The organism is Actinokineospora lacus, from assembly GCF_053813445.1.
Map to the genome: position 1 here is coordinate 713059 of NZ_JBQERA010000003.1, position 16974 is coordinate 730032.

The window sequence follows — 16974 nt, forward strand, 5'->3', positions numbered from 1 at the left end:
TGGTCCCTTCCAGGTCACGGCCGGACGCAGGTCAGCCTGCCATGCGCGCGGCGCGCCACCAAGCCGCCGGGCAGGGCGACCCCGCGCTGGCCGCGCCAGTCGGCGATCAGGGCGTCGGCCGCGCGCAGGTGGGCGTCGGTCAGTTCGGGCACCCCTGCCTGGAGCAGCCACCCGCGCAGGGCCCGGCGGCGCAGCGCGGGCGGGGCGGGGGTGAGTTCGGCCACGTCGAGGCCCGCGTCGAGGTCGCCGCCCTCGCGGGCCCGGGCCAGCAGGTCCTCGGCGAGGGCGTCGAGGGCGGCGAGGTCGTCGCGGAGCTGGGCGGCGGTGCGGGCCAGGGCGCCCGCGACACCGCCTTGCAGGACGTCTTCCAGCAGCGGCAGAACTTCGTGGCGCAGGCGCACGCGGGTGAAGCGCGGGTCGGCGTTGTGCGGGTCCTGCCAGGGGGTGAGGCCCAAAGCGGCGCAGGCGGCGGCTGTGGTGGCGCGCGGGAGGTCGAGCAGAGGGCGGGCCCAGGGTGGGTCGAGTGGGCGCATACCCGCGATGGAGCGCGGGCCGGAACCGCGGCCGAGACCGAGCAGCACGGTCTCGGCCTGGTCGTCGCGGGTGTGGCCCAAAAGGACGAGCGATCCCCGGGCGGCCGCGCGCAAGGCGTCGTAGCGGGCGCGTCGGGCAGCCGCCTCGGTGCCACCGGGGCCTGCCACCGTCACGGTGAGCACGCGGGCGGGCATGCCGAGAGCGTCGACCTGCCTGGCCACACCCGCGGCGACCTCGGCCGACCCGGGCTGCAGCCCGTGGTCGACGATCAGCGCCTCGACGCGGCCGGGGCGCACGTGCGCGGTGGCCGCGGCCAGGGCGAGGGAGTCCGCGCCGCCGGAGACCGCCACGGCGACGCGGCCGTCCCCGGGCTTGGCGAGGGCGAGCAGGCCGCGCACGGCCCTGCGGACGTCGGCGAGCGCGGGGTCGGGCCTGCTCACGCGACTCGGCGCAGCCAGGCGTCCGGGTCGGCCAGCTCGGCGCGCAGCGGCAGCGTTTCCGGGGAGTCCCAGATCCGGTTGAAGGCGGCCATGCCGACGGCGTCCACGGCGTGCTTGGTGAACTTCGCGCCCACGGCGTACTGCTTCATCTTGGCGTCCACCCCGAGCAGGGAGCGCAGCACGCGGTCGAGCAGCCCGCCGCCACGCCTGCGCGCGGTGAACCGCTGGCGGATGGTGGCCACGCTGGGCACCACGGTCGGGCCCACGGCGTCCATCACGTGGTCGGCGTGGCCCTCCAGCAGCGTCGACAGCGCGATGAGCCGGTCGAAGGCGGCGCGCTGCGGCGGCGACTGCAGCAGCTCGACGATGGCCAGCGGGCCGGTGGAGGCGGTCGGGTCGGGCCGGGCGCGGGCCGCGCGCAGCACCTCGGGCAGGCGGGAGAGCACGCCGGAGGCGTCGTCCTCCAGGCCCGCGATGAACCCGGCGACCTGGCCGCGGAAGTACCCGGCCAGCCAGGGCACGGCGGTGAACTGCAGGCGGTGGGTGCACTCGTGCAGCGCGACCCACAGGTGGAAGTCCTCCGGCGGCACGTCCAGTGCCTGCTGCGCGGCGACGATGTTGGGCGCGACCATCAGCAGCCGCCCGTCGCCGGTGTCGCCGCCGTAGGGGTCGTACTGCCCGAGCACGCGGCTGCCGAGGTACGCCAGCACCATCCCGGCCTGGACACCGGCGCTGGAGGCCAGCACGCCGCTGCCGATTTTGCCGGGGCCTGCGGGCAGCGCGCCCTCGGTGAGGGCGGCGATGCTGTGCGCGGCGGCGGAGATCCAGCCCTCGCGGTCGACGACGTCGCCCTCGCGCAGCGGCAGGCCGTGGCCGAGGCCGGTCAGCCCGCGCACGTGCTCCTCGGCGGTGGCGGTGATCCGGCGCAGGGAGGCGACGGTGCGCTCGGCATCGGCCATGGACACCACCGGCCCCGGGCGGACCAGCCGCCGCGCGGTCGACGTGGCCAGGTCCCAGTCGACGGCGGTGGGTCCGGTTACGGGGTTCACGGGGAAAACGCTACCTGGTCACCGGCACCCGCACTTGCGCAAAGCGGCGGCGACGGTGTCCAGCGCGGGTCGGGCGTCGCCGGGATTGGAGCCGTTGGACATCAGCGCGAACACCAGCAGCCGCCCGTCGGTGTCGAGGACGACGCCCGCCAGCGAGCTGACCGCGGACAGCGTGCCGGTCTTGGCCCGCACCCAGCCCTTGCCCGCGGCGGCGGGCGGCTCCAGGTAGCGGGTGGCGAGGGTGCCGCTGCCGCCGGCGACCGGCAGGCCGCCCAGCAGCGGGCGCAGCTTGGCGGTGCGGGGGTCGGACCCGTCGCCCGCGGCGACCTTGAGGACCTCGGCCAGCAGCGCGGCGGTGACCTTGTTCTCGGTCGACAGGCCGCTGCCGTCGCGCAGGGTCAGGCCGTCGACGGCGAACCCGTTGTCGCGCAGGACCCCGATGACCGAGTCGGTGGCGCCCGCGAAGGTGGGCGGCGCGCCCTTGGCGATGGCCACCTCGCGGATCAGGGTCTCGGCGAGGACGTTGTCCGAGCGCTGCAGGACCGTGTCGACCAGCTCGACGACCGGCGCCGACTTCACCTCGCCGAGGACCTTGGCGTTCGGCGCGGCGGTGGTGGACGCCGAGCCGGGCACCGTGGCGCCGATCCGCTTGGCGAACGCCTCCGCCAGCGCGCGGCCGGGGTTGCCCGAGCGCCTGGACACCGCCGTGGTCGGGTCCTGGCGCGCGCCGTCGAGCATGGCGGGGACGATCGGGGTGATGTGGCCCGCCGGGACGTCGGCGGGGTCCCAGCCGCGGGCGAGGTCGTCGCCGGTGTAGCGGCCGAGGTCGACCAGGACGGTGTTGACGGGGCCCTTGGCCTTGACCTGGGCGACGAGGTCGTCGAGGTGGGCGGCGCCGGGGTAGACGGAGTCCTTGCCCCGCGGCAGGGAGGACAGCGACGGGTCGCCGCCGCCGATGATGACCACGGTCCCGGGCTTGTCGCCCGCGACGACGCGGGTGCTGAGCTGCTCGGTGTGCGGGAGGAGCAGCAGCGCGGCGGCGGAGCTGAGGATCTTGGTGGTCGACGCGGGCACCAGCGGGGTGTCCGCGCCACGGCTGAACAGGGTCTGCCCGTTGAGCGGGTCGATGACCACGCCGGTCAGCGTGCCCAGCGCCGGGCTGGCCGCGGGCCCGGCGAGCGCGGCGGCGACGCCGTCGGCCGAGGGCGCGGGGGCGGAGGCGCCGGGCGCGGTCAGCACGGGGCTGAACACGACGGCCTCGGGCGGCGGGGCGATGGCCACCTCGGGCGCCGACCGCAGCCCCAGCCGCTCGGCGACCCCGGGGACGACGAACACGACGCCCGCCGCCAGCGCCACGACGACGGCGGCGGCGATCGCGATGACCAGCCCTGTCCGCCTGCGACGAGGCTTGCCGTCCTCTGTGGAGGAATCCGCCTCGGACGTCCTGGGCGGATCGGCGGGCTGCTCGGTCCCCACCGGGCGGACCACCCGGGTCTCCTCGGCCTGCCGCTCGGGCGGCACCGGGCGGACGACCCGCGTCGCCTCGCCCTGCTGGGTGGGCCTGCCCTGCTGACCAGGTTGTTCACGCGGGCCAGGGGGGCCGTGGGGTGCGCGGGGACCGCCTGGCCTGCCGTCAGGGCGGGGGTGACCGGGCGGCCCCTGCCGGGGGGCTGGTCGCTGCGGGAACGGCGCCTGCGGGCGGGCGTCGGGCGGGCGGGGCGTCTGCCGGGTGCGGTCGTCCGGCGCCTGCGGGCGGCCATCGGCTGAGTGCGGCGCCTGCCGGCCGCGGTCACCGGGCGACGGCGGGCGGGCGTCGGCCGTGTGCGGCACCTGCCGGGTCCGGTCGTCCGGCGACTGTGGACGGCCATCGGGCGGGCGGGGGGTCTCCTGAGTGCGGTCACCGGGCCGCTGCTCAGGGCCGTCGGCCGATCGGAGCGGCTGCTGAGCCCGGTCACCGGGTGACGGGCGGTTGTCAGCGGGCGATTGCCGGCCGCGGTCGCCGGGCGCGTGTGGGCGGGTGTCGGCCTGGGGGGCGCTCGGGTCGGCGACCGGGCGCATGACCCGGGTCGGGTCGGGTTGCGGGGTGGGCAGCTCCTCGGTCGGGCCGGGGTCGGTGGCGGGCCACCGCGGTTCACTCGGCGGGGTGGGTTCCGCGGGCGCGTCCGGGACGTGGGTCTCGTCACGTAACGGGGGATCGGGCGGGGTCGGGGCGGTGCCCGCGGTGTCGTCGGGCCGCCATTCCGCCTGCTCGGCGCCCGGCCAGGCGATCTCCGGCGGGGAGGCGTGTTCCCCCTGCTCAGGAGCGTTTTCCTGGGCTCTGCCCTGGTCCCCCGACCCGCCGTCGCGCACGTGCTTCCTCCCGAAAAACCCCCGGATTCGGCCACCCAACGCACGTTCGGGCCACCGGCATACCGTGGTCCACACTAGGGCCTCAACGAGGACAGCCGAGACGAGCGAGGAACGGCGTGGAGTTCGACGTCACCATCGAGATCCCCAAGGGGAGCCGAAACAAGTACGAAGTGGACCACGTCACCGGGCGGCTGCGGCTGGACCGGACGCTGTTCACCGCCACCCAGTACCCGGCCGACTACGGGTTCGTGGAGAACACCCTCGGCGAGGACGGCGACCCGCTCGACGCGCTGGTGCTCGTCATGGAGCCCACCTTCCCCGGCTGCCTGATCAAGGCCAGGGCCATCGGCATGTTCCGCATGACCGACGAGAAGGGCGGCGACGACAAGGTGCTCTGCGTGCCCGCGCACGACCCGCGCACCGAGCACCTGCGCGACATCCACCACCTCGCCGAGTTCCACCGCCTGGAGATCCAGCACTTCTTCGAGGTCTACAAGGACCTGGAGCCGGGCAAGAGCGTCGAGGGCGCCAGCTGGGTCGGCCGCGTCGAGGCCGAGGCCGAGATCGTCCGGTCCTACGCCCGCCTCAAGGACCAGGCCCCCGAAGAGCACTAACGCAAGCGCCAGCTCAGGACGCCGTCCGCGCCTACCGCAGGGAGGTAGGTGTCGGTTCGGCGGCCTTCAAGCAGGTCGGCGGTCATGTCCAGCAGTTCGGCGAGCGTCGCCGCGCGCGGGCCGCCCGCGGTGCCGGGCGCGTGCTCCGCGACGCGGCCCGCCGGGTCGAGGTAGAGGTACCAGCCGCCCCGGTCGCGGGCGAAGGGGACGCCCGCGCCGTCCCAGCCCGCGTCGTGCGCGCACAGCTTGCGCGCGTCGGCGGCGATCTCGCCGGTGGACATCGGGGCGTAGAACGGCGGGAAGGTGAACCCGCCCGCGCGCACGCCGTCGTGCCTGCGCAGGCTGGCCACCAGGTCCGGCGGGAAGGCGACGCCCGCGGCGCGCTGGGCGCGCACGATGGCGGCGTCGGAGGCGGGCGGGTTCCAGGTCACCTCGGCGGGCACGGTGTCGGCCAGCCAGCGCTCGACCCGCTCCCACGCCTGGTCCACCCGGGTGGCGACCTCGGCGGGCACCGCCACCACCCGGTCGGGACCACCGCCGACGGCGCAGTCCCGGACGCGCGGGGTGGGGGTGGTGGCCGCGGTGGAGGACGGCGCGCCGGAGGCGAGCACCGCAGGCGCCCTGTCCGGCGCGGGCAACCCCACGCCGAGCACGTAGGCCGTGGCGATCACGAGACCGCCGATCAGGAAAATGGCGAGCACGACGCGCACGGCACCCCCCAAATGTCGGTGCCCACTATCCCAGATGGCCGCACGCTCGGTGCACAGCTGTTGCCCAAGTGATACCGGTCAGGTGATCTGGCTCGGCTCCCGTTCGGCGGTGGCCTGGCGCTGTCGAACGGCGTCGGCGGCGCGCTGGATGCCGGACTTGTCCCCCAGCGGCACCTCCTTGAGGAACCAGACCGCGACGAAGGCCACGACCATCACCACGCCGCCGACCAGGAACACCGTGCTCAGCGCGTCGGCGAACCCGGTCAGGATCGGGCGGGCGAGCACGGGATCGATCTCGGTGAGGAACGCGGTGTTGTTCAGGTCGATCGCGCCGCCCTGCCCGGCGAAGCCCGGGTCGCGCTGGAGCGCGGCGAGGAACGCCGGGTCGGTGCGCGCGGCCGACATGGCCGCCTCGATGCGCCCGCCGACCACGGTGAACAGGATCGACAGGAACGTCGCGGTGCCCATGGTGCCGCCGATGGAGCGGAAGAACGTCGCCGAGGAGGTGGCCACGCCCATGTCGCCCGGCGGGACGTCGTTCTGGATGGCCAGGATCAGCGTCTGCATGCACAGGCCGAGCCCGACGCCGATCATGACCATGACGCCCATGGTCGTCAGCAGCGGGGTGTCGACGCCGATGGTGCTGAACAGCAGCAGCGACGCCGTGGTCAGGGCGAGCCCGACGATCGGGTAGACCCGGTAGCGCCCGGTCCGGGAGATGGCCTGCCCGCTGCCCAGGGCCGCGACGATGATGCCGAAGGTCAGCGGCAGCGTCATCAGGCCGGACTCGGTGGGCGTGGCGCCCTTGACGATCTGCAGGTACAGCGGCAGCGACATCAGGGCGCCGAACATGCCCATGCCCAGCACGAAGTTGATCAGGTTGACCAGGCTGAACACCGGCCTGCGGAACAGCCGCAGCGGCAGCAGCGCCGCGTCGCCCATCCGCCGCTCGATCGCGACGAACGCGACCAGGCCGAGCACGCCCAGGGCGTAGGAGGTGAACGCCGCCGAGGAGGTCCAGCCCCACTCGCGGCCCTGCTCGGCCACGATCAGCAGCGGCACCAGGCCGACGGTCAGGGCGACCGCGCCCCAGTAGTCCACCCGCTGCGGGACGCGCTTGTGCGGCACGTTGAGGTTGCGGGCCACGACGAACAGGCCCACCAGCGCGATCGGCAGGTTGATCAGGAAGACCCAGCGCCAGCCGTCGATGCCCGCGAAGGTGTCCAGCCCGGCGAAGAACCCGCCGACCACCGGACCGGCCACACTGGACAGTCCCCAGACGGCCATGAAGTAGCCCTGGTACTTGCCGCGCTCACGCGGGGTGGTGAGGTCGGCGATGATCGCCATCGCCAGCGACATCAGGCCACCGGCGCCGAGGCCCTGCACCGCGCGGTAGGCGGCGAGCTCGTACATCGAGTCGGCGATTCCACAGAGGACGGAGCCGATGAGGAACACCGTGATGGCGGCGAGGTAGAGCGGCTTGCGGCCGAGGATGTCGGAGAGCTTGCCGTAGAGCGGGGTGGAGATGGTGGCGGTGATCAGGTACGCGGTGGTGGCCCACGCCTGGATCGTCTGGCCGTGCAGCTGGTCGGCGATGGTCTTCATGGCCGAGGACATGATGGTCTGGTCCAGCGCGGCCAGCAGCATGCCGAGCATCAGGCCGGAGAGGATGACCAGGATCTGTCGGTGACTCAGCTTCTGCTCGGTCTCGGTGTCTGTCATAACGGATTTCCCCCATCAGAACGCGGCGGAGCGCATTCGGCGATCAAGGTCGGCAGGTACTTCTCGTGGTCGCCGATGAACCGCTCGAACAACCCGATGAAGGTGTCGAGGTCCTCGGCGTCCCAGTGGCGGACCATGCGGGCCAGCGAGAGCGCGAAGCGGGCGCGCTGGCACTCCAGGACGGCCAGCCCCTCCTCGGTGGGCGCCAGCAGGCTGGCGCGGCCGTCGTCGGGGTCGGCCTGCCGGGCGACGAGGCCCTCCCTGACCAGGGCCGCCACCTGGCGGGAGACGGTCGAGGGGTCGGAGTGCACCGCCTCGGCGACCGCGCTGGAGCGGCTGGGCCCGATGGCGACCAGCGTCTTGAGCAGGATGATCGTGGAGCGGTCGACGCCGGAGCGGCTGAGCCGCGCGCCCACGGTCGTCTGCTGCTTGCCGAACGCGAACAGCACCGACGCCAGGCGCCTGCCGCTGACGATCTCGCGCTCGGTCAGCTCGGATTCCACGGCAATCTCCTTGCGTGCAGCATCCAAGTAGTTGGTCAATGCAAGGATGCGCGTCGAGCACGATCGAAGACAACCGAATTTCGCTGTGAACCGGGGCACCTACCGCGGGCTGCTGGGCCGCGGCAGGGCCAGGGCGGCGTCGAGGTCGGCGTGGGCCTGCGGGTGCTCGACCCACCAGTGCGCGTAGGTGGGATTGCGGTCCACGATGGATCGGTAGGCGTGCGCCACGCAGGCGAAGACCTCGTGCTTGCGGCCCGCCAGCAGCCCGTCCAGGCGGGTCACCAGCACCACGGGCAGCCGCAGCGGAACGCCGCGCAGGGGGCGGATGACGAAGCCGGGGCCGCTCAGGGACGCGGGCTGGGCCAGGCAGACCGCGCCCGCGGCGGTCAGCGCCATCGCCGTGCGGGCCTCGGTGACGTGGTGGGTGATGCGCGGGGTGAAGCCCATGGACTCGCAGACCTCCCGGAACCGCAGGCGCATGGCGTCCTGGTCAGCGGGCGGGACGACCCAGTCCATGTCGGCGAGGTCGACGAGGTCCACCTCGTCCTCGCAGGCCAGCGGGTGGTCAGAGGACAGCGCCACGAACTGGGGCTCCTCGACGATCGTGCGGATCTCCACCTCCGGCAGCGAGCGCTGCTCCAAGCCCTCGAACCGCTCGAAGATGGCGATGTCGGCCTGCTTGGCCACGACGAGGTCCAGCAGCGCGGGCCCTGAGGAGTCGATCTCCGTGCGCAGCTCCGAGCAGCGGAACCAGCCGCGCAACTCCGTGATCAGGGCGCTGGTGAACAGCATCGGGCTCGACGCCAGCACCAGCGGGGACTCCCCCGGGACGGGCGCGTCGGTGCGGGCCGAGGCCATCAGCGCGGACATGTCCTGGAGCACGACCTTCGCCGAGCGCACGACGCTGCGCCCGAGTTCGGTGGCCTCGCTGCCGTTGGGCGAGCGGCGGAACAGCTCGCCACCGAGGATGCGCTCGATCGAGCGCAGCTGCGCGGTCAGCGCGGGCTGGGTCACGCCCAGCCTGCTCGCCGCCTTGGAGACGCTGCCCTCCTCGGCGATCGCGCAGATCGCCCGCAAATGCCGCAGCTCAAGCTCTGCCATAAGGGGCATTGATACCCCGCTCGGATGGGATCGGGGTAATGCCAACACGTCATAGCGCGAGGACCGGAGCCGACCGGTCACCGCGGGTCACGACCGGTGGGGCCTCACACCTGCTCGACGCCCGCGGCGTGCCTGCGGGCGAGTTCCTGGTAGATCGCGGCGTTGTGGTCGACCCACATCCTCGGCGCGCCCTCCAGCGGCACCTGCCGCTTCGCGGGCACCCCCATCGCCACCACCTCGGGCGGGACCTCGGCGCCCGGCCCGACCATGGCGCCCGCGGCGATGAGGGCCCGCTCCCCGATGACGGCGCCGTCCTGCACGGTGGCGCCGTTGCCGACCAGCGCGCCCGCGCCGATCGTGCAGTCGTGGATGACGCACAGGTGCCCGATCGTCGCGCCGGGGCCGATCCTGACCCCCTGCTGGACGTGGATCACCGAGTTGTCCTGGACGTTGGCGCCCTCGCCGATGACGACGGGGCCGAAGTCGGCGCGCACGACCACGCCGTACCAGACCGAGGCGTTGGCCTCGACGGTCACGTCGCCGATCAGGGTGGCCGTCGGCGCGATCCAGGCGCTCGGGTGCACGACGGGCTGCTTGCCTTCAAAGGAGTACAGCGGCATTACCCCACAGTAATGTGGCGACATGAAACTGGACGCAGGCGGCTATGCCGCGACCGTGTCCGAGGCGGCCGACGCGGTCGCCGAGGCGGAGTCGGCCGGGTACGCCGGGGCGTGGGTCGCCGAGACCAAGCTGGACCCGTTCCTCGCCCTGGCCGTCGCCGCGACGAAGACCAGCCGGATCGACCTGGTGACCGGGATCGCGGTGGCGTTCGCGCGCAGTCCGATGACGGTGGCCGTGCAGGCCAACGACCTGCACCTGCTCTCCGGCGGCCGGTTCGTGCTCGGGCTGGGCTCGCAGGTGAAGCCGCACATCACCAAGAGGTTCGGGATGCCGTGGTCGCGGCCCGCGGCGCGGATGCGGGAGTTCGTGCTCGCGGTGCGGGCGATCTGGCGGGCCTTCGAGACCGGCGAGAAGCCCGCCTTCCGCGGGGAGTTCCACACCCACACCCTCATGACCCCGTTCTTCGACCCCGGCCCCAACCCGCACGGCAACCCGCGGATCTGGCTGGCCGCCGTGGGGCCGCTGATGTCCGAGGTCGCGGGCGAGGTCGCCGACGGGCTGCTCTGCCACAGCTTCAGCACCGAGCGCTACCTGCGCGAGGTGACCATCCCCGCAGTCGAGCGCGGCCGGGCCAAGGCGGGCAAGACCCTGGCGGGCTTCGAGATCAGCGGACCGTCCTTTGTGGCCAGCGGGAGCGATGTCGATGCCGCGGTCGCCGAGACCCGCGGCCAGATCGCCTTCTACGGCTCCACCCCGTCCTACCGCCCGGTCCTGGAGCTGCACGGCTGGGGCGACCTGCAGGACGACCTCAACGCGCTGGCCAAGCGCGGCCGGTGGGCGGAGATGCCCGCCCTCATCGACGACGAGGTGCTGCACACCTTCGCCGTCGTCGGCACGCCCGCCGAGGCCGCCGCCGAGATCACCCGCCGCTACGGCGACGTCGTGGACCGCGTGACCCTCACGGCCCCCGACCCGGCGGTGCTGGCCGCGCTCAGCTGAACCGGATCAGCGCCGCGCCCGCAAGCACGAAGAACACGAGCACGACCAGCGCGGTCGACCCGCCGCCGATGGAGCTGGTGACGAGCTGGTCGACGGTCCCGGTGAGCACGATCCCGCACTCGGCGGTGATCAGGTGCCTGCCCGGCTCGACCTTGGCGAACTCGATCCGCGCGGTGAAGACCCCCGCGCCGTCGGCGAAGGAGGTGCCGACGGTCTCGCCGCCGGAGGTGAGGCGCACGGGCGTGTCCGGGGTGCAGCCGGTGCCCTTGGCCGAGAGCGGCTCACCGGGCTGGACGCTCTCCCGGTCCAGGGTCAGGTCGCCTGGCGCGGCACCGGTCGTCGTCGCCGGAGTGTCCGTTGTGGTCGGTGGCGTCGTGGTCGGCGGGGTCGTGGTGGTCGTGGTGGTCGTGGTCGTCGTCAGCGGCGGGGTGGTGGTCGTCGTGGTCGGCCGGGTGGTCCTCACCGGGGGGCGGCGCGTCGTGGTCGGGGGACGGGTGGTGACGACCGGCGGCCGGGTCGTCGTCGTCCTGACCGGGGGGCGGGTCGTGGTGGTGGGCGGTCGCGTGGTCGTGGTGGGCGGTGTGGTCACCACGACCCTGACCGTCTGTTGGTAATTGCCGCAGTAGCCGGTGATCGAGTACGCCGTCGGCTTGGCGTTGGCGGGCACAGCGACCGACCGCGACCCCGACAGCGGCGGGACCGTCGCCCCGGGGATGCCGCCGAGGGCGGACTCGAAGGTGATCACCCGGCAGTAGCGCTCCGAGGCGACCGCCCACGAGAGCGCGAACTTGCCCCCCGCCTGCACGGTGCTCGGCGAGACCGACAGGCTGAGAACACTCTGGGCGGAGGCGGGCATCACACCGCCCACTGCCAGCATTACGGTGACAGCGGCAACCGCGATGCTCACGATGCGTCCTAAAGCGCGCACAAGCCACATCCCTTGTCCGAAGGAACGCTCCAGCGGGCCCCGACCCGCTGTAGCATTCCGCCTCGTTCGGACCCGTACCAACCGGGGGTCACCCATGGGACGTCTCACCGTCGTCGCGGTTGCGCTTGTGGGGATCTCCCTGCTGGGAGCCCCCGCCGCGACCGCGCAGAGCGATCCGCTCACCGTCACCGTCACCCTGGACGGCCAGGACGTCACCGGCCGCACCGTGGTGTTCGACCCGAGCAGGCCCGCCGAGCTGTCGGTCACGGCCGTCAACCCGGGCAGGCAGGCCCGCGAGGTCCGGCTCGTGCGCGTCTCGGGGGTCGCGCTCGCGCTGACCTTCTTCGCCTACGACACCACCATCCCCTTCGAGGTCCCCGCGGGCGGGCAGACCACCCGCACCTTCCCCCTGGACGTGCGCGACCTGCGGGATCAGGCGATCGGCCTGCTCCCCACGTCGATCGAGCTCCTCGACGACGACCGCGAGGTGCTGGGCGGGGTGGACACCGTGGCCGACGTCCGCGGCTCCCTGTGGTCGGTCTACGGCGTCTTCGGCATCGCCATGTTCCTGCTGACGGTCCTGACCTGGGCGAGCGCCCTGCTGGCGCTGGCCAGGCACCGGCTGTCGGGCAACCGGTTCCGGCGGGCGCTGCGGTTCCTGCCCGCGGGCGTGGGCACCGGGCTGGTCGCGGTGGTGACGCTGTCGGTGCTGCGGCTCGTGCCGCCGGAGCCCGCGGTGGAGGTCCCGATCGTGCTGGGCGCGGCGCTGGTCGCCATGATCCTGGGCTTCCTCACCCCGCACCCGGCGCCGCTGATGGCCCCCGACGACGACAAGACCCACAGCATGACGACCCAGCCGATGAGGACCGGATGACCGCGGACGTCGGCGCGGCCCTGCCGCAGTACGCGGTCGGCGCCAAGATCGGCTCCGGCGGCATGGGGGTGGTGTTCGAGGGGGTGCACCGCTCGCTCGGCCGGGCCGTGGCGATCAAGCAGCTGGTGCCCGGCGAGGCCGACGTCGACACCCGGTTCGACCGCGAGGCCAGGGTGCTGGCCAGCCTCGACCACCCGCACATCGTCCCGGTGTACGACTACGTCCAGACCGGGCGCGACAACCTGCTGGTGATGGAGAAGCTCGACGGCGGCACCGTCTACAGCCGCTTCCACGGCGTGGGCCTGACCGGCGAGCAGTCGTGCGCGATCGCGCTGGCGATGCTGGCCGGGCTGCACGCCGCGCACCAGGCCGGGGTGCTGCACCTCGACGTGAAGCCGAAGAACCTGCTGTTCACCTCGGCCGGGGTGATGAAGGTGGCCGACTTCGGCATCGCGCAGGTGGTCAGCGAGGGCGCCACCCTGGTCACCCACGGCGGCGAGGTCCTCGGCACCCCCGCCTACATCGCCCCCGAGCAGGCGATGGGCAACGCGCTCACCCCGGCCGCCGACATCTACGGCGCGGGCACCGTTCTCTATGAACTCCTCTCCGGCGACCTGCCCTACGACCGCACGCGCGGCGCGGTCAGCATGATGCGGCAGCGGATCTTCAACGACCCCCGCCCGCTGCCGGTCGTGCCCGCGCCACTGTCCACTGTGGTCATGCGCAGCCTGGCGAGGGACCCGGGTGAGCGCTACCGCGACGCCGAGGCGTTCGCGGTGGACCTGGCGGGCGCGGCGACCGCGGTGTTCGGGCCGGGCTGGCTGGACCGCGCGGGCGTGCCGGTGCACCTGGCCCCGCGCGTGCTGACCGCCATCACCGCGCACGCCCGCCCGGACGCCCCGACGGTGGCGACCCCGCCGGTGCGCGGCGCCGTTCACGAGGCGACCCGCACCTTCGACCCGAACATCCTGCGCGACAAGGGTTTGCGCCCGGCTCGCGAGCTGATGCGGTCCGCTCCCTCCCCGCTGTGGCCCGGCCTGGTGGCCGCCGTCGCGCTGGTCGTCGTGGCGGTGCTGCCGTTCCTGGCGGGGGCGACCGTCGAGCACCCGACGGGCGGGGGCGTGAGCGTCAACGGGCAGCCGATCACCGCGCCGGTGACGCTGGACCTGAGCGAGCCGCTGCGGATCACCGGTGGCGCGACGGCGTTCACCCTCAACGCCGCGGGCATCCCGCTGGGCAGCGTGAGCGTGCCCGAGGGCGAGAAGGTCACCGCCGAGCCGCAGCCGCTGCTGCGCTGGGTGGTCGGCGGGGCGGCCACCGGGGAGATCACCGCCGACGGCCGCGTCCACGCGTTCACCGTGCGGACCCCGCAGCACCCGATGGCCAGCGTCATGGGCGCGGGCAGCCTGCTGCTGGCGCTGTTCGCGCTGGCGTACGTGGAGTCCTTGGCGCGCACGCTGCGGCGGGGATATCGTCGTCCGGCCGCGCCGTTCGCCGCGCTGCCGCTGGGCGCGCTCTTCGGCGCGGCGGTGTGGCTGCTGGTCTCGGCGCTGACCGCCCGCGAGCCCGCCTTGGCCTACGGGCTCGGGTCGGCGGGGGCGGGGGCGGTCGCGGCCTCCGCGCTGGTGCTGGCGACCGCGTGGTCGGCCCGCCGCCGATAACGGATTCGCTAGTCCGTTCGAGTGATAATTGAATGCTCAAGTAACACTGGGTCGCCGCCCGGTCGACCTCCATCACGAGTACACCCGTGCGCGAGGGGACCAGATGACGACAGCGCGCCAGAGCCACCGCAGGCTGAGCACAGCGATGGCCGTCGTCGGCGCCTGCGGCATCGTCTGGCTGGTGAGCGAGCTGTCCGGCCCGCCCGCCCCCTCGGCACTACTCCCGGCGGCGAGGCCCGCCACCACGATCGCGTCCCCGACACCCACCACACCGCCCGCGCAGGCGAAAGCCACGGTGTCCCGGGTAGTCGACGCCCGAACCGTCCTGACCTCGGCGGGCGAACGCGTCGTGGTGGCGGGCCTCGCCCCACCGGGCCGCTGCTGGTCAGCGGCGGCCACCGACTTCACCACCGTCACCCTGCTGGGCGCCGAGGTCTCCATCGTCGACCCCGCCCCGCTCCTGACCGCCGCCATCGGCGACTTCCCGACCCAGGGCACCCCCGCCGTCACCGCCACCCTGCTCCTGCCCGACGGCACCGACTTCGCCGCCGTGGCCCTGCATCAGGGCCACGCCAAACCCACCCGCGAAGCCTCCCCCACCCACCACGCCGCCGCGACGGCCGCGGGCGCGGGCGCCCAGGGCCTGTGGGGCCAGCCCTGCCTGGGCGAAGACGTCCTCCCGGTGCCGGTGCCGCCCCCGGTCGCCCTGCCCACGACGGCGACCAAACCCGCCCCCACCACCGCCAAGAAGCCCGCGGGCTACTACCGCAACTGCACCGCCGCCCGCGCCGCCGGAGTGGCCCCCATCCCCCTCGGCTCCCCCGGCTACCGCCCCGCCCTGGACCGCGACCACAACGGCCTGGCCTGCGAGAGCTGAAAGCGCCCCACGGCAAGGCAAAGCCGGTCGCTCGGCCACGACCTCGCAGCTCCCCGCTTTTCAGGCGCCCCGCGTCACGAGCCATGGCGCGCAAGAGGCCCGTCCCCGGAAGGGGACGGGCCTCTGACCTGCGAGCCGCCTAAGGGAATCGAACCCTTGACCTGCTCATTACGAGAGTCCATTTCCCGGACTGCACGGCTGCTGACCTGCGTCTTTAGCTGTCCACCTAGGATCAAAAACGGCTCCATGAGGCACCGTTGGGCAGCGTCTCGCTCCACATATGGCTCCACGACCAGCGGTAAAAGATCATGGTCTCGGCGGGCGTGTCGCGTCCGTCGGGCGTGTCGTCATCCGCCAGCCGATGCCACCTCACGTCGACCGCGAATTTTCACATACACAAAGAAGAATTACCAGAGAAAACCTTCATGAAGCCAGAAGCGCTGTAATTCGCCTCTGCTGCCTGACCGAACCGATTGTTGCGGCCGAACTCGCCGCAGCGTCAATATGACGTCGCGCCTCATCGCGCTCCCCCATCATGAGATGCGCAGTTCCGAGATCCACACGCAGGCTCGTCGCGGCACGCGTGAACGAGGGGTCGAGGCAATCGAGAGCCGAGTTCAAAAGGTCGATTGCTTCGGGGGCACCAAGACGAGCAAGAGCGTGACCGCGCCACCGTGCCAAGTGGGTCGGGTCAAGTGCCACATATGGCCCGTCAGTAGAATTCTCACCTGCCGCCAACCGTGCCGACGCTTTATCGAACGCTCCCATACTGGCCGAAATGTCACCAGTGGCCGCGTAGGCTTCTCCCACGGCTGCGTAAAGCCACGACGCGAGTAGCGACGAGACGGCCGTTGCTTGAGCGACCAGCGGCTCAAGCAGCTTGACCGCGCCTTCATTGTTGTCAACGTCAAGCAGCACAAACGCTTGTTCAGCTACAGTGTGTACGAGATACGAAGGATCGTCACACTCGCTCGCCGCAGCCTTACCGCGCTCGTAGTAATTCCACGCTTCGGCCCGCTTACCGAGGTCTAGCGCCTGCCATCCGGCCAGCGTGCATAGTTCAGACTGCAATGCCCCTAGCGCGGACCTGGTCCCAGGCGACAGACAGAACTGTCGCAGCCGTTCCACCTGAGAAACCTTGGCCGCAACTTCTTCATGGGCCACAATTGCGCCAAGTTGTCGATCAAGGCGACGTGTCGAATCCAGCTGTGTCCGCAACAAAATGATCACCGACGAGTCAATGCGGCTGGAAGCACTCAGCATCCGCCGCAACTCATCCGACGTGTCATCGTTCGTTTGAAGCTTGGGCCGACCGAGCAAGTCGGCGATACTCATGCCGAAGATCTTTTCAAGCAGTCGAGCGGTGGCTGGCCGAACCGATCCGAGTGGTGTTCCATCCGGCCTTCTTCCGGCTGCCAGTCGTTGCAGTTGGCGAAACGACAGAGTGCCGTCCTCGCCGTTTTCACGGGCGAATCGTTCGGCGAAGTCCACGAACTCTTGGAAGGTCATCCGGCGCTCCCGGATCTGGCGGACCAGTTCCGTCCTGATCGGCGCAGAGCCCGGCACCCCCATGACTCCACCTCCTCCGCTCGTCTCATCGGTCACCGGATGTCGTCCCTACGGCGTGCTCGTGTCGTTCCGTCAGCCCATGCGCTGACGGAACGCTGACATTGAGTCTTTCACGGACCGTCAAGCACACGGACGGACGACGTCCAAGGAGCGGGTAGATGAACACGCCGATCGCGGGATTGATCTTGCTAGGTCTGTTCACGGCCGCCGCCGTCGTCATGTCCGTTCGGGACGTCTGAGCGAACGATCGGGAGGACGTGATGACGACACAGACGCGGCGCGACTTCACCCGTTGGATCACATGCGTTGACGGCGTGCCAGTGGACCACGCGGTCACGGATGAGGACATGACTGCCGGATTGCACGGGAGGAACGAGTTCCGCGCGGTCTGCGGTACGCGGTTCCTTCCCGCGCCGATGATCG

15 protein-coding genes are annotated in these 16974 nt (G+C 72.3%); 5 read left to right on the forward strand and 10 right to left on the reverse strand.

The window, feature by feature from the left end:
• Window positions 1-14: 14 nt before the first annotated feature.
• From tilS to dacB, 3 genes are read right to left on the reverse strand one after another with little or no spacing between them, the layout of a single operon-like run.
• Window positions 15-974 (reverse strand): tRNA lysidine(34) synthetase TilS, encoded by a 960-nt coding sequence (gene tilS, locus ACTG9Q_RS11485; protein WP_455572657.1) that lies wholly within the window; start codon window positions 972-974, stop codon window positions 15-17.
• Window positions 971-2023 (reverse strand): zinc-dependent metalloprotease, encoded by a 1053-nt coding sequence (locus ACTG9Q_RS11490; protein ID WP_455572658.1) that lies wholly within the window; start codon window positions 2021-2023, stop codon window positions 971-973. Before ACTG9Q_RS11490 ends, tilS begins: the two co-directional genes overlap by 4 nt.
• Window positions 2024-2041: 18 nt before the next feature.
• Window positions 2042-4372, reverse strand: a complete 2331-nt coding sequence (gene dacB, locus ACTG9Q_RS11495) for a D-alanyl-D-alanine carboxypeptidase/D-alanyl-D-alanine endopeptidase (protein ID WP_455572659.1) — start codon at window positions 4370-4372, stop codon at window positions 2042-2044.
• Window positions 4373-4488: 116 nt separating this feature from the next.
• On the opposite strand from dacB, the gene ACTG9Q_RS11500 reads away from it, so the two are divergent.
• Entirely contained in the window at window positions 4489-4986 is a 498-nt protein-coding gene (locus ACTG9Q_RS11500) for an inorganic diphosphatase (RefSeq protein ID WP_455572660.1), read from the forward strand.
• Here ACTG9Q_RS11500 and ACTG9Q_RS11505 read toward each other — a convergent pair.
• The 5 genes from ACTG9Q_RS11505 to ACTG9Q_RS11525 form a co-directional block, all read right to left on the reverse strand.
• Window positions 4983-5696, reverse strand: a complete 714-nt coding sequence (locus tag ACTG9Q_RS11505) for an SMI1/KNR4 family protein (RefSeq protein ID WP_455572661.1) — start codon at window positions 5694-5696, stop codon at window positions 4983-4985. The genes ACTG9Q_RS11500 and ACTG9Q_RS11505 overlap by 4 nt on opposite strands.
• Window positions 5697-5774: 78 nt before the next feature.
• Entirely contained in the window at window positions 5775-7418 is a 1644-nt protein-coding gene (locus ACTG9Q_RS11510) for an MDR family MFS transporter (RefSeq protein ID WP_455572662.1), read from the reverse strand.
• Window positions 7415-7921: a MarR family winged helix-turn-helix transcriptional regulator gene (locus ACTG9Q_RS11515; RefSeq protein ID WP_455572663.1), complete on the reverse strand. Its 507-nt coding sequence runs from the start codon at window positions 7919-7921 to the stop codon at window positions 7415-7417. Before ACTG9Q_RS11515 ends, ACTG9Q_RS11510 begins: the two co-directional genes overlap by 4 nt.
• 99 nt (window positions 7922-8020) lie before the next feature.
• Entirely contained in the window at window positions 8021-9022 is a 1002-nt protein-coding gene (locus ACTG9Q_RS11520; RefSeq protein ID WP_455572664.1) for a LysR substrate-binding domain-containing protein, read from the reverse strand.
• A gap of 104 nt (window positions 9023-9126) precedes the next feature.
• On the reverse strand, window positions 9127-9642 hold the full coding sequence (locus tag ACTG9Q_RS11525; protein WP_455572665.1) for a gamma carbonic anhydrase family protein: 516 nt from the start codon (window positions 9640-9642) through the stop codon (window positions 9127-9129).
• A 22-nt stretch (window positions 9643-9664) separates the two neighbouring features.
• Between ACTG9Q_RS11525 and ACTG9Q_RS11530 the strand changes: the two genes are divergently transcribed.
• On the forward strand, window positions 9665-10642 hold the full coding sequence (locus tag ACTG9Q_RS11530) for a TIGR03617 family F420-dependent LLM class oxidoreductase (protein ID WP_455572666.1): 978 nt from the start codon (window positions 9665-9667) through the stop codon (window positions 10640-10642).
• On the opposite strand, the gene ACTG9Q_RS11535 is transcribed toward ACTG9Q_RS11530, so the two are convergent.
• Window positions 10635-11549, reverse strand: a complete 915-nt coding sequence (locus ACTG9Q_RS11535; RefSeq protein ID WP_455572667.1) for a hypothetical protein — start codon at window positions 11547-11549, stop codon at window positions 10635-10637. The two genes, ACTG9Q_RS11530 and ACTG9Q_RS11535, sit on opposite strands and share 8 nt — an antisense overlap.
• 115 nt (window positions 11550-11664) lie before the next feature.
• Here ACTG9Q_RS11535 and ACTG9Q_RS11540 point away from each other — a divergent pair, with 115 nt between their 5' ends.
• The 3 genes from ACTG9Q_RS11540 to ACTG9Q_RS11550 all read left to right on the forward strand — a co-directional run bounded on the left by ACTG9Q_RS11540 (window position 11665) and on the right by ACTG9Q_RS11550 (window position 14982).
• Entirely contained in the window at window positions 11665-12444 is a 780-nt protein-coding gene (locus ACTG9Q_RS11540) for a hypothetical protein (protein WP_455572668.1), read from the forward strand.
• Window positions 12441-14105 (forward strand): serine/threonine-protein kinase, encoded by a 1665-nt coding sequence (locus ACTG9Q_RS11545; protein WP_455572669.1) that lies wholly within the window; start codon window positions 12441-12443, stop codon window positions 14103-14105. Before ACTG9Q_RS11540 ends, ACTG9Q_RS11545 begins: the two co-directional genes overlap by 4 nt.
• 103 nt (window positions 14106-14208) lie before the next feature.
• A complete protein-coding gene (locus ACTG9Q_RS11550) occupies window positions 14209-14982 on the forward strand; it encodes an excalibur calcium-binding domain-containing protein (RefSeq protein WP_455572670.1) in 774 nt (257 codons plus the stop codon).
• Window positions 14983-15405: 423 nt separating this feature from the next.
• On the opposite strand, the gene ACTG9Q_RS11555 is transcribed toward ACTG9Q_RS11550, so the two are convergent.
• The gene (locus ACTG9Q_RS11555) at window positions 15406-16587 is read right to left on the reverse strand and encodes a hypothetical protein (RefSeq protein ID WP_455572671.1); all 1182 of its coding nucleotides are present in this window, start codon (window positions 16585-16587) and stop codon (window positions 15406-15408) included.
• Window positions 16588-16974: the final 387 nt, after the last annotated feature.

Coding starts and splice junctions, on each gene's coding strand:
- ACTG9Q_RS11510 (WP_455572662.1), bottom strand. CDS start 7,418: ATGACAGACACCGAGACCGAGCAGAAGCTGAGTCACCGACAGATCCTG.
- ACTG9Q_RS11520 (WP_455572664.1), bottom strand. CDS start 9,022: ATGGCAGAGCTTGAGCTGCGGCATTTGCGGGCGATCTGCGCGATCGCC.
- ACTG9Q_RS11525 (WP_455572665.1), bottom strand. CDS start 9,642: ATGCCGCTGTACTCCTTTGAAGGCAAGCAGCCCGTCGTGCACCCGAGC.
- ACTG9Q_RS11530 (WP_455572666.1), top strand. CDS start 9,665: ATGAAACTGGACGCAGGCGGCTATGCCGCGACCGTGTCCGAGGCGGCC.
- ACTG9Q_RS11540 (WP_455572668.1), top strand. CDS start 11,665: ATGGGACGTCTCACCGTCGTCGCGGTTGCGCTTGTGGGGATCTCCCTG.
- ACTG9Q_RS11545 (WP_455572669.1), top strand. CDS start 12,441: ATGACCGCGGACGTCGGCGCGGCCCTGCCGCAGTACGCGGTCGGCGCC.
- ACTG9Q_RS11550 (WP_455572670.1), top strand. CDS start 14,209: ATGACGACAGCGCGCCAGAGCCACCGCAGGCTGAGCACAGCGATGGCC.